This is a genomic window from Snodgrassella sp. B3088, assembly GCF_026535815.1.
Taxonomy (GTDB): Bacteria; Pseudomonadota; Gammaproteobacteria; order Burkholderiales; family Neisseriaceae; genus Snodgrassella; species Snodgrassella alvi_E.
This window is the reverse complement of sequence record NZ_JAFNPG010000038.1, coordinates 23,879-37,475: the sequence shown is the minus strand read 5'-3', so window position 1 is coordinate 37,475 and position 13,597 is coordinate 23,879. Positions and strand designations below refer to the sequence as shown.

Here is a 13,597-nt window from a genome sequence, read left to right as displayed (position 1 = left end):
ATTAATTTGCTAATCTGACACGGTAACAATTTATCCGCTCAGGAAAATATATGGCAGATGTAATGGTTCTAGTAGTAGAAGATGAGGCAGCCATTGCCACTCTGATTCAATTTACGCTGGAGCAGGCCGGATTTGCCGTGCAATGTGTGCCTAGTGTGGAAGAAGCACAGCCATTTTTACAATCCAGACTACCAGATGTGCTGCTGCTGGATTGGATGCTGCCGGGTATTTCCGGTATCGATTTTATCCGCCAGCTGCGCCGCGATTCCAGAAGCCGTGATTTACCGATTATTTTGCTTACTGCACGCGGTGAAGAAACGGATAAGGAGCAGGGGCTGAATCTGGGCGCTGATGATTATATTACCAAACCTTTTTCACCGCGGGAGCTGATAGCGCGTATCAATGCATTGTTACGCCGCCGGGCTCCACAAAAAACCAGTACCCCATTGTCTATACAAGGGCTGGAGCTGGATCCGGTACAGCAGCGGGTGCGGGTTAATGGTCAGGCAGTTGCTTTTGGTCCCAGTGAATTTAAATTATTGCATTTTTTTATGACTCATCCAGACAGAATCTATACCCGTAGCCAGCTTTTAGATCAAGTATGGGGAGACCATGTTTTTGTTGAGGAACGTACGGTAGATGTGCACATCCGTCGCTTAAGGCGTGGACTCGAGACCGTAGGCTATGAGCACCTGATACAGACAGTACGTGGCAGTGGCTATCGGTTTTCCTTGTAGTCATTCATACTGAATCTTTCTTCAGGCAGGATGGAATTTATTTATGCCAGAACTGCGTCGTCACCTTTATTTAATACTGATTACACTGATTGTGGTTGTTATGCTGTCACTGCTAACTGGTGGTGTGCAGTCTGTAGTGATCAGTCTGTGTATTCTTTTTTTCTTGTGGCTGGTGGGGTACTGGTATCATCTAATTAAACTCGTACGCTGGCTGGAACGGCCAAAGCTTCGTAATGTGCCACAAGGTATTGGTATTTGGAATACTATTTTCAATACTTTAATGCTACAGGCCAAAAGCCGTAAAAAACGCAAGCAGAAGCTGGGAGTGGCTTTACTACGGTTTAATCGTATTGCTGAAACCATACCCGAAGGGGTGCTTATACTGGGGCTGGATGGCCGTATTCAGTGGCTGAATCATATGGCAGCCATTCATTTAAATCTTGATACCGAGCGGGATATTGATGGCAATTTGGCTGAATTAATCGCTAAAACTGATTTTCAACAGTTTCTCCATGAGCAGGATACTGAGTTTGCCAATATCAAGCTTACTTTTGACGCAAATGGCAGCGGCTTACCAAGAATACTGAATATTATTCGCACACCATTTGACGAGCAGGCAACTCTGATTATCACGCAGGACATTACAGCGGCAGAGCAGCTAAATGCGACACGTACCGCTTTTGTGGCTAATGTTTCACATGAACTGCGCACTCCTTTGACAGTTATTAATGGTTTTCTGGAAACACTGACGGATATGCCCGAATTACCACAGGAGCAGCGGCAGTCATTTATCGAACTGATGAGTAAAGAGGGTGCGCGTATGCGCAACCTGCTGGCTGATTTATTAACCTTATCACGTCTAGAAAGCCAGACCGATATTTCTTCGCGTAGACAGCCTGTCTGCCTGACGGCTTTGGCTGAGCAAGTGGTGCATGAAGCAATGCTTTTATCGGCAGAGAAGCATTCTTTTATCTCTGAGTTGGCGTCGGATATATGGGTGAATGGTATTCAGCAGGATTTGTATAATGCTTTCAGTAATTTGCTGTTTAATGCTGTACGTTATACGCCGCCTCAAGGAACCATCAGCATCCGGCTATGGAGTCAGGATGTTGCACCAGATGCTAAACAGGCCACTTTTCAGGTGAGCGATACTGGAGGTGGTATTGCCGCGGAACACATTCCCCATCTAACCGAGCGTTTTTATCGGGTCGATTCTGGCCGTTCCCGCCAGAGTGGTGGCACTGGCCTGGGGCTGGCAATTGCTAAACATGCTTTGGCAGAACATGGCGGTAAATTGGAAATTGAAAGTGTGGTGGGAAAAGGCAGTACGTTTAGTGCCGTTCTGCCACAGATGGAAATCAGCAAAGGACTTGACAGCAGCGACACTCCTGCCTAAAATGCGCGCTCTCGGGTCGTTAGCTCAGTCGGTAGAGCAGCGGACTTTTAATCCGTTGGTCGAGCGTTCGAATCGCTCACGACCCACCATCTTTCTTCTATATTCTCTATAATATTTCTTAAATGGCTATTGCCATTTTTCTTCTAACTTGGCCTGTGTGTCTATATTTTGTCATTAAGTAGTTAAATTACAAATTGTTATTGCACTAATAGGGTTGTTTCGATTCTGTATTGTTGTTTATATTTTTTACACAATTAAAGTGTTATCCTCGATCACATCTTCATTTTCTTTTCTGTTATTTTAATAGCCTTTTGGTTGCAGGCACTGTTTTCATTTTTGTTTGTAATCGTGATTTAGTCTGTATGTTAATGTAATATTAATTTACCAACATGCGTTGTTTAGTTGCTAACAAACATGTTTTTTAGTTTTTGAGTGTTTAACTAAGGAATAAACTGCATGTTTTTCTGAATAAAATATATATAATTTAAGCTTTATACCCATTATTAGTAGTCTTTCTAAGCAGGAGTTAGACATTATTTTGTATAAATGTTTTTTGTAGGGTATGCATACTGACTATCAAATACAGAGTTTTGTTTTGTACCAATAAAAGAATTGCAGTTATGTTCTGGATTTTCGATTAAGCTGAAATTTGAACAGAAATTGAGTGTTATATTACTTGTAATCTAATACCTAATATTTTCATCGCAAAATATATAAGTCGTTGCAATAAGGATGCTATATTGGAAGATGAAGCATGCTGGTTAGGTTATCACGGTAAGGTAGGAGAATTAGACGGATAGAGTATTGGATTGTTATTAGATACTCCTCAATGTTGTTTAAAGTTATAAAAAATATAAAAAAATATCTTATTCACTCTGAATGCATATTTAATATCAGAAACAAATACCAATTTTTTTTAAATTGATACAGGAATCTATGTTAGTTGCTGATTCCTGTACCATAGTTTGCAGAAAAATAACAATATAACCGCACTGAATGTTAACCGAACACAAAAATCAGATTAGATTTTGGCATACTTGATACTGTTATTCGGCTTTTTTTTGTTAATCGTATCAGCGCATGGTTAAGCCACCATCGACTGAGATGGATTGTCCTGTAACAAAAGAAGAACAGTCACTAGCTAGCCATAGCACGGCATCGGCAATTTCTTCGGGTCGACCTTGGCGTTGCATCGGTACGGTTTTAACCATTGCATCTAATGCTTCCTTTTGTCCAGATGCTGCCATTTTTTCGGACATAGGCGTGCGAATTAATCCGGGACAGACAGCATTGATGCGAATATTGCGTGTAGCGTATTCTAATGCCGCACTTTTGGTTAATCCTACTACACCGTGTTTAGCAGCATGATAATTAGCACGTTCTGCCCCACCGAGAATTCCGCCTAAGGATGAGCAATTTACAATCACACCATTGCCCTGCTGGCGCATTTGTATCAGTTCATATTTCATACATCCCCATACTCCGCGCAGATTTACACTCATTACACGATCAAAATCCTCTGCTGTGGCATCGGCAGTTTCTGCTAAAACATTTTGTATACCAGCATTATTAAACGCAATATCGAGATGGCCATAGGTAGAAACAATATGCTTTACCATTGCTTCTATATCATCCAAATTGGCTACATTGCAGATAACTGCCTCTGCTTGAAATCCATTCGCAACAAGATCCTGAGCAGCTTTGTTTACTGCCTCTGCATTGATGTCGGCAAGGACGACAGTTGCACCTGATTCTGCAAAAGCACGAGCAGTAGCGAGGCCTATACCTGAAGCAGCACCGGTCACTAAAGCAACTTTATTATCAAAGGAATAATTCATATTTATTTCTCCGGTTAAGATTTAAAGATGTGACTAATTGTTGTAAATAACTCTTTAAAAGTATGGGTTTTAATATGCAGGTTGATTCGTAACCATCCTTTGTTTTTAAGATTCCAATTTATCGTTCTTAAGTTTTAAAAACGTGATTTTTAGGTATAAAATAATATACAAATATAATATTAATATTCAGCTATTCTCATCATATATTTGTTGATGAGCATTGATGGCTGGATAATTTGTAATATGCTGAATTATAAAGAGTAAAACTAGATACTTGGATTTATTACACCTATGAATAAAATTCATTAATCAGTGATGCGCATTAGGCCAGATATAAAGCTTGGACTTATGACTATGCTGTTGTTTAATGATTTTATTAATGCATAATTTGAAGTTTTCATCTAGTCTGGAAAGTGTGTAGAAAACAAGGCATCAGAGTAGGTGGTTATATTCTGGAAGCAGTTAGTGAATTTATAAAGATAATTGACATCCATTAAGACCTGAAGATTTTTAATATTATTCCTACATAATTACTCGTCTTTCTTTAGCAGCAAGAATCAGTGCTTGGGTATAAAACAAAACGATATCATTCAACATAATTAGTTGAAGTTTGACTATTTTTATATGCTACATGCTATTTATGTAGGTTAAAACTGGTCTAGCGTTTCGAGCTTGCTTGTGTATATCTTTTAAAAATTTTTAAGGTCTGTAATGAATGCAAAATTTAGATACTAATATGCTTATGTTTTATTTTTATTTATAAATGTCAGTAATAGATTGAACTTTGATTAATTTAAAAAAATTCATTTTTATTCATATAAACGAATAAAGATGTTTACTACCCAGATTAGACTATTTTAAATATAAACTTTTCTCGTAGTTTATTATTCAAATATCTTATTAATTTAGAGTGGTTGGTAAATACTAGCTAAATCATCTCAATTAAATGCGTAATTGAATCGTGTTTATGGGATTAATTCATCTTTTTTATCTATTAAACTAAGTTGTAATTAAAAAGTTTTCCTCTAATTATCACAAATATAAATTCTAATAAATAACTTATACTTTAAAAATAAACTTAAATATCAATTAAAATTTAATTGATATGTATCAATAGATGTATTTTTTAAGCCAAAATATATGTTTGATTTATAATGTAATTAAATGTTAATATAAATTGCATTATATTTATATAGTGTTAACAAAGACCAACTTACAATTATAGATAGATTGATTTATGAATAAAATATATAAACTTATCTGGAATGCCAGAGAACATGCTTATGTGGTGACTTCAGAATTGGCTCGCAAAAGTGGAAAAGTTGTAGGAGTTAAAGTACTTACCTTGCTAGGTGCACTCGCATTAAGTGCAAATGTTGCTTCCGCAGCAGAAGACTTGGTAATTTCAGATAAAGATAAAGCCAACGGAAAAGATATTGTGTTTATTGGCAATATTGATTCGGATAATGGTATAGGCTCTCCAGCCCTCCCTTTTGAAGTCTTTAATTTGAAAGATGGCCAGAATATTAGAGTAGAACTTGAGAGAAAAGGGGATTTGGGCAGTATTTGGGGGTTGAATAACGGAACTGGAGAAACCACTGTTAATATAAAAGGAGATGTTATTTCTTCAGGAAATTTATTTTTTCCTTCTTCCGAGGATCCTGCTGAATCAACAGATGAAAATTTTCTATTTGATGATGCGGTTAGCATGACTAACTCTGAACAAGCAACTAATCTTACAGTCAATCAGGAAGAAAGTAGCATCATTAAAGCTAAAAACACCGGTATTGTGGCATCTAATAATGGTACTGGTTCTACCAAAATTAATATTGCAGGAACAATAGCAGCAACAACAGCCGTCTACGCAGATAGTGGTGAAAAAACTCAAGATGTGACTATCACGCAGTCAGCTCCCAGTAAAATTGAAGGTTCAGTTAACGGAATTGTAGTAAATAATCAGGGTAAGGGAGCAACAAATATTGATATAGCCGGTAATGTAAGCTCAACTGGTAATGCAACCATTCCGGAAGATCCTGAAAATCCAGACAGTGAACGATATAATTCTGGTAGTGGTATTATTGCCATAAATAATAAAAACGCTACGGACCTGAATATAACTCAGTCTTCAGCCGCCAGTTTAATTCAAGGTGGAGCAACAGGAATTACGGCATCCAATTCAGGTGTTGGTTCTACCACGATAACTACTGCTGGCACGGTAATTGCTGATGGCATAGCAGAAAATGGTATTGGTATTGCCGCTTCCAATACTCAAACAGCCAAAGCAATCCATATAAACCAGACTTCAGGAAATATTAAAGGTAAAGAAAAAGGCATATCTGCAAGTAATTTCGGCCAAGGCAATACCGAAATCACTACTGCAGGAAATGTTACTGGTAATAAAGACGCCGGTATCGATGTTACTAATATGAACTTTGATTATCCTGATACTGAAACAAGAGCAGAAACCAAATCGAAGACCGATATCATTATTAATCAAACTGCCGGAAGCATTATTGGTGGTACAGATGGTATTACTGCTGTTAATGAAACTGGTGGAAAAGTTTCGGTGACTACAGCCGGTAAAGTAGAAGGTAAAACTGGAGCCGGAATTCAGGTTGTATCAGGTACAGCACCAGTTTCAGATATTGATGAAAGCGGTGAAGATACAAGTTCAGCATTTGCTTTAAATAAAAAAGTCGCAACAAAAGCCGGTGATGAAAATGGAAAAGCATATTTAGGCGGTATCAATATTGTTCAGCAAAGTGGTGAAATCAAAGGTGTTGCTAGTGGTATAGATGCCAACAACTACGAATCGGGTGCGGTTAATATTCAGGTGAGTGGCAATGTGAGTGCAACAGGCACTCAATTTCAGGAAGCTGACAAACCAGAAACTGAATATGGTACTGGTATAGGTATTAATGCATTAAATGATGGAGAAAATACCACTGACCTAAATATAAGTCAGTTGGCGGAAAGCAGTAAAATTCTGGGCACAGCAGGCGGCATCAGTGCAAATAATTTTGGCATAGGTTCAACCTCCATCACCACAGTAGGAACAGTGATAGCTACTGGACCGGGAGAATATGGAAGTGGTATTTCTGCTTTCAATGGTGAAATGGCCAATGCCATCACTATTACCCAGACCAGAGGTGAGATTAAAGGAGACCAGAACGGAATATTGGCAACCAATACAGGCAAAGGTTCAACAGTAATTACAACTGCAGCAAATGTAATAGGAACCAAAGGCGCTGGTATTCAAGCAAACAATATAAACTGGAGTGACACGGGTGCTAAGACAGATATCAAAGTAGATCAAACTGCCGGAAATATTACTGGTGGTACAGACGGTATCACTGCTGTTAATGCAACTGGTGGCAATATTACAGTTGGTGTTGCCGGTAAGGTGACGGGGGGTAGTGGTGCAGGTATTGCTACTAATATTCCAAATGGTATTGTTTCTTATACAACCGAAAAAACTGCAGGGATTAGTAATATTACTCTGAACCGTGGTGCAGATGTTTTTGCTGTGTCAGGGGTAGCGATTATAGATGGTGATAATGATGCTAATGTTATTTTAAATGGTGGTTCTAAAGTAGCTGGCCAAATTAATCTTGGTAAAGGCAACGATACGCTCACTATCAATAATGGCTCAGATATTTCTGGAGTGACTGTGCTGGATGGTGGCAACGATAATGATACCGGGCCAGATAGCAGTACTGATAAACTGTATCTCAATACCAGTCTGCGTGGTTCTTCAGAAACTTCTCGAAATGGAGAGGTAGGCATTATTAACTGGGAAGATATTAATCTGGGAGAATCAGCTAAACTGACATTAACAGGCAATCTGAATACCCAAAACCTCAATATTGGTTCTGGATCCGAATTAAAGCTTGATAATGTTTCAAATAGTGCTACGGAAGATTCACCGCACGAAGTGGCCGTAAAAGGTAATGTTAAAAATTCTGGTAGCATTAATATGGTGAACGGTAATGGGGGTGACCGCCTCACTATTCAGGGTAACTATCACGGTAATAAAGGCAGTAAGCTGCTTATGGAAGTGACGCCAAAACAGAATCAGGCTGATAAATTACATATTACGGGAGATGCCACGGGTAGGACTGCGATTGATTTCACTGATGTAAGTGGGCTGGGAGCCAATACTGCCGGTACAAAAGGGGTTGAAATCGTTTCAGCAGATGGCAAAGCTGATGGTGAAGTGTTTACCTTGCTTCGTGATCATGTTGATGCGGGTGCTTATGAATACCGACTGAAAAAAAGTGAAGATAATAAATGGAATTTGTTATCTGAAAAAATTCCTGATACTGGAAACAAAACAAAACCCCAAACTGCATATCGTAAGGAAGTACCATTATTAAGTGCTGTAGGGGCTCAACTGCGTCAGGCTGATAGTCTGATGCTAGCGGATATGCATAAGCGGATTGGTGCGACACCTGCTCCAGATGAACGCAAGGCATGGGGCCGAGTGATTGCGAATCGCAGCGATATTCGTCAGAGCGGTGTAGCTCATGTTCGCAGCAAGGGTAATTACGCCGGTTTACAACTAGGCAGTGATGTTTGGACCAGTAATGGCCTGAGAGTTGGTGGCTATCTGGGCTATTTGCACGGTAATCTGGATGTAGATGGTTTTGCCAGTGGAGTAGATGGCAAAGTTGGTAAAAACAGCACCAAGTCCTATTTCCTAGGCGCATATGGTAACTATACCCGAGATAGTGGAACCTATCTGGATGTAGTGCTGCAGGGCGCACGCCACAATGCTGATATCAAGCCGGATAATGCATCAGACAGTAAACAGAAAGGCCACGGTATCACGGCTTCTGTAGAAGTAGGCCAGCCATTTGCACTTGGCAGCAGTAGCTGGAAGTTCGAACCTCAGGCACAAATTATGCATCAATGGTTAGATCTGAATGATATTGATATCAGTGGTAATACCAAAGTTAAGCAGGATCATGACAATGCATGGTTATTCCGTTTGGGTGGACGTTTAGAAGGAAACTATCCGGTAAATAAAGGTGTACTACGACCTTATGCGCGTTTAAATTTCTTCTATTCTCCTAATGGTGCAGATACCAGCAGTTTTGCAACTAAAGCTGCCTCTACAACATTGCGTACTGGTGCTTCTCATGCTAATACTGAAATGGCCATCGGAGGAAGCTATGAAATTACTGATAAAGTAAAAGCATATGGCGAAATCGGCCATACCTGGTCTAATGGTAATGATGCACATGTGAAGTCACCGGTTAATGGTTCAGTGGGACTGAGGGTAAACTGGTAACTATCATTGATTTAAGTACATGAAGTGAGTAGGACTGAATCGCAGATTGATTCAGTCCTTTTTCTATTCTATGATTTTTTTGATAATTTAATTAATAAAGTATCATAACAATATAGGCTTGAATAATACTACTGTTAAACAATATTTTTGGTAATTCAGGTTGATAATAATTTTTTAACACCTATACGGCATATATCGAAGGTATGAATCCCGTTACTAATGAATTTATGCGATAAAATTTAATTAAAATTAAGTATGTAGCTTTAAACGTCAATCGGTAAAGAAAATATAAAATTTACGTTTCTTCTTCATCCCATTTTTGCAATAACTCGAGTGGTATGGCATTGATTACTTCGGAAAAGCGTTTACCTACCATGCGTTCTGCTTGACGCAGGAGGGGGATAGTAGGGCTGCTGGGCTCGTTGGCTTCAAACCAGTGACGTATATCCTCAATGCGCTGAAGGGCGTCATAACGGTCGGCAATAGCTACAGGCATCAGTTCTTGTAAAACATCATTTGTAAGGGATTCGTGATTAAGAGAAGAATCTACATCTTCTTTTATAATTTCAGGTGCGTTATCAATATGGGTGTTGTTTTGTTTTGGTAGGTTATTTTCTTCGGGTGTTTCTCTTTTGGGGGCAGATCGGTTCTCATTATCCTGAAAATAGCTCAATATTTTTTTCAGCGAACTAAAATCCGGTGCATTGAGTTTTAAATTCTCATCGGCCCATGTTTGCAATTTTTCTACAATTGGTAGCACTTCATCTAGTGCTATCAGCGCCGGTGTATTTCGCAGACGCAAATCAAGCAATTGCCGTCGTACGGAGTCTGGAGCCAGAGCATCAGCCGGACGGGGAATTGATAAAGAGCGCTCTACATCCCGAATTTGTAATCGCAATGCCGCATTACTAGACAGGACAATCCCGCGAATATCTGCCATAACACCTTGCGGGTCTGTCAGACCGGCAAGCGCATTACTGCGAACCAGTGCCGCATCCTCTTCATCACCATTTTCATCTGATTCAATCTGTGGATATATTTCCTGTGAATAAGTGGTGCAGGCCTCTTCAAGTAAACTTAATCCTTCAAGAAGACCTTTGGCTCCGTTTAACTGGATTCTGCTGCGCAGAAAGATAATATAAATTCGGATGTCTTTAGTCCGTAGCAACAATCTTAGTGCATCGCGTTCAACTTCATTCCAGTTAATTCCTTCCGGTTTGTTAACGAAATCACCATATTGAGCTTCAGGTTGTTCGGTAGATTTAGAAAGTAACAGCAGAAATTCTGGGTCATATTCGAGATTACTGCCACATGGCTGTTCTGCAAAAACGGGAGCAAGCAAGTCTGCATATTGGTGTTTCTGTTTTATATTTTTATTGCTCATCTTTTTCTCACAACTGTCTGATGCTGGAATATTGTTCTGGTTCATACGTCATACCCGCCACTGGAAGATCATTCATAGACTGACCCAGCCAGGTAGTCCATCCTAAACGCTGGTCAGAACTCATTTGCGCTGGAGGGGCTGAACGCGGATTCAGTTGTAGTTGTATTTCCCACTCATATTCATATCCGATAAACGCCCTGACCCATTCGATTAAGCGTGGTAAGTCGCGTCCGTTAGGTAAAAAATGTAAGTAATTATCCAAATTCAATGGGCCAATAGTTAAGCGGAATTTATGCTGTCGATCTGGCACCATCTGTCCTACTAATGCGCCTTCTCCTATCACTGATGCGGGTCCGGGTATACCCAGACGGGTACGTTCTTCGGGCGCAACGGCAATCCAGTGTAATACGTATTCTTCAAGGGTAAAGGGTACGCCAAAATAATGAGACAGTGTTGATGTCATTCCATCTGGATTACGGGCTTCGCGCACTAAATGTGCTCCTGCCGCTAATCTGGGATGAGATGGCAAGGGGCTTTCAGCAAATTCTTCCAGACTCTGACCACTAAGGCTGGCTATAAAAAAAGAAAATTCTTCAGCGTCCTGTCTATCCAGTCCACCGCCAGCAGACTGAGCGCTTTGCCACGCACTATAGAATTGGGTCAGGTAGCGATGGTGAAATAGATCAGCAAAATCTACTAATGTGCTGTCACGGTTACTGTCGCGTCGGCTCAGGGCAATTTCAGTATAATGCATCGGCAAAGGACCATTGGCTCCCCACAATCCCAATCCGAATAATTGAATACGAAATTTTCCTTCTGATGTTAAAGAAGTTGAAGCAATTTCGCGTGGAGCAAAAATCAGTGATGGTGATTGTCCCAGCCGAAGCGGTTCTTGCTGTGGTCGTACAGCATCACCTATTGGTAGCTGAAGCGGATATTGAGCACCAAAAAAACGCATCAGACTTAAATACCCATAACGCCATGGCTTCTCGCTAGCCTTATGCAGAATGTCTTGCCATTTTTTTTTATCTGTATTGGGCGAACTGTCCATCTCTTTCATTAGATTGCACCCCTACCGCCCATCCGTACTGGCCAAAGCGCAATCTGACCACGCTGGATACTATGCAAAGCAGTTTGTGTGAACGTATTGATGGCAACATGACGCGATAAGTAGTGCTCCATTACTAATCCAAACAGATAAGGACTAATGCCGGAAAATCCGTCTTCGTCAATTGTCAGCTCGCATTTGACACCTCTTCCGTATACCAAAGGACCTGCACCAGGTAAACGTCGGGTTACTGGTTCAGTTTTGACTCCTATCAAACTTTGTATTTGGCGCAGTTGTGGGCTGTCATGTGTTGGTACAAACAGTCTTAGCATATCCCGTAATGCCTGACCCCCTGGGCGATGAGCCATATCAGACAATGGTAAATAATTGAAAGACAGTTGCCTTATAAGACGCCATGCCAGCTCCCGTTCTGCAAATGGCGCCAGCGGTGGGCGTGGTGCACGGATGAGTCCGATACTTTCAACTGGTACGGAATCATCAATGGAAAGATCATCAATACCATTGCGTGGAACCAATGTTGCCAGATCACGATTGGTTAACCATGCGGTAGCCGAAAGATAACGCAGATATTCAGGATAAGGTGCTTCATTCTGGTCTACCAAAGACAGAAAAATTTCTGTCCCAATATAACTAGTACGGGTACCATATTTTCGGGCATTGTCGGATAGTTTGCGTTGTTCACGACGTAGGGAGAAATATCGGCCGTAATTACCTTCGTCGTTATTAAGAGAGTTATAAAGCGGGCGAAAATTTAGTTCTTCTGTAGTCTGTGGTTTCAGTCCGTGGACAGTTTCAATTGTATAAATTTCATAATCAAGTGGCCGAGATCTGTCCGCAACCAGATGTAACTCAGTGCGGGCTGTATCCAGTTCTATCCTGTCTGTACGTTTACGGAAAAGATTAATTAGTGGTGTACAAAACAAAGCAAATTGTTCTGTACTGGTTTGATTAATTAGCCAGCTATCCGGAATGCGATCCAGCAGAATGATAATTTCAGCTACATTAGCATTGATTTTGCTCAGACCATTGGATAGACCTGTCGGTGTAAAAAAATAAAACCGTTCTGGACAGCTAAAATATTCATGCAACAAATTATGTCCATGGAAAACATCCCATGTAAGCGGTAGTAACCCTTCTCCCGGTTCTAACCCTTCATGCACGACCGCATTTTTTACATTAATGTCTAATGCTCCCGTGAAACTTCCCGGATAACCGGCTACCGTTGCAACGGCACTGGTATGCAATAATTCAAACAGATGAGATGCAATTCTGTCTTCACCACACAGATAAATAGGTAAGCGATCCAAACCTTTAATCTGATTAAAGTTGATTTCACCAAATGTGCGTAAGGTCAGACGTAAGGCACCGGCTACTTTAGTGTGAGCCGGCAGATAACGGTTGAGCATCGGCATGTCAGGCGGTGCCCCGGTTAATCTGGCTTCAATGATCTGGATTGGCCATAATGTAACTTCCTGACTATTGCGAAATTCACAAACTGTGTTTTCTCCTACTGGAATACCGGCACGAAAAGTAGAATGTCTGGGTACCTTAAATCCTTGGTGGAAATCACCTTCCGAATGGCTAGGATGAAGCTGTGCTACCGCCATTGATGGGGTGGGTGTGACATAATTCGGATAAATGACTTCCAGCAGACGTTGGGTAAATCGGGGAAATTCAGCGTCTATTTTTAATTGTGTGCGTGCTGTGAGAAAACAGAAAGCCTCTATCATCCTTTCTACATAGGGATCCGCTATTTCAATACCCTGCATACCCAGACGTTTTGCAATTTTGGGGTGTTGCCGCGAAAACTCAGCGGCCATTTCACGCATGAAAGTGAGTTCTTTGTTGTAATAGTCTAGTAATAACGGATCCATGATTTT

General features: G+C 40.5%; 7 protein-coding genes and 1 tRNA gene. 4 read left to right on the top strand and 4 right to left on the bottom strand.

Features of this window, described 5'->3' with window-relative positions; translation table 11 throughout:
* Window positions 1-50 precede the first annotated feature (50 nt).
* The 3 genes from phoB to J3U75_RS10615 all read left to right on the top strand — a co-directional run bounded on the left by phoB (window position 51) and on the right by J3U75_RS10615 (window position 2,222).
* Window positions 51-737, top strand: coding sequence for a phosphate regulon transcriptional regulator PhoB (gene phoB, locus J3U75_RS10625; RefSeq protein WP_100141432.1), 687 nt, complete (start codon window positions 51-53; stop codon window positions 735-737).
* Window positions 738-780: 43 nt separating this feature from the next.
* Entirely contained in the window at window positions 781-2,133 is a 1,353-nt protein-coding gene (gene phoR / locus J3U75_RS10620) for a phosphate regulon sensor histidine kinase PhoR (protein WP_267392077.1), read from the top strand.
* A gap of 13 nt (window positions 2,134-2,146) precedes the next feature.
* Window positions 2,147-2,222, top strand: a tRNA-Lys gene (locus J3U75_RS10615).
* Between the two features lie 984 nt (window positions 2,223-3,206).
* On the opposite strand, the gene J3U75_RS10610 is transcribed toward J3U75_RS10615, so the two are convergent.
* Window positions 3,207-3,971: an SDR family NAD(P)-dependent oxidoreductase gene (locus J3U75_RS10610; RefSeq protein ID WP_267392076.1), complete on the bottom strand. Its 765-nt coding sequence runs from the start codon at window positions 3,969-3,971 to the stop codon at window positions 3,207-3,209.
* A gap of 1,237 nt (window positions 3,972-5,208) precedes the next feature.
* Between J3U75_RS10610 and J3U75_RS10605 the strand changes: the two genes are divergently transcribed.
* A complete protein-coding gene (locus J3U75_RS10605) occupies window positions 5,209-9,264 on the top strand; it encodes an autotransporter outer membrane beta-barrel domain-containing protein (RefSeq protein WP_267392074.1) in 4,056 nt (1,351 codons plus the stop codon).
* A gap of 295 nt (window positions 9,265-9,559) precedes the next feature.
* On the opposite strand, the gene J3U75_RS10600 is transcribed toward J3U75_RS10605, so the two are convergent.
* From J3U75_RS10600 to tssF, 3 genes are read right to left on the bottom strand one after another with little or no spacing between them, the layout of a single operon-like run.
* Window positions 9,560-10,693 carry an ImpA family type VI secretion system protein gene (locus J3U75_RS10600; protein WP_267392071.1) on the bottom strand — a complete coding sequence of 378 codons (1,134 nt, stop codon included), beginning with the start codon at window positions 10,691-10,693 and terminating at the stop codon, window positions 9,560-9,562.
* Entirely contained in the window at window positions 10,656-11,708 is a 1,053-nt protein-coding gene (gene tssG, locus J3U75_RS10595; RefSeq protein ID WP_267392070.1) for a type VI secretion system baseplate subunit TssG, read from the bottom strand. The genes J3U75_RS10600 and tssG overlap by 38 nt, the downstream gene beginning before the upstream one ends.
* The gene (gene tssF, locus J3U75_RS10590; RefSeq protein ID WP_267392069.1) at window positions 11,708-13,591 is read right to left on the bottom strand and encodes a type VI secretion system baseplate subunit TssF; all 1,884 of its coding nucleotides are present in this window, start codon (window positions 13,589-13,591) and stop codon (window positions 11,708-11,710) included. Before tssF ends, tssG begins: the two co-directional genes overlap by 1 nt.
* Window positions 13,592-13,597 lie beyond the last annotated feature (6 nt).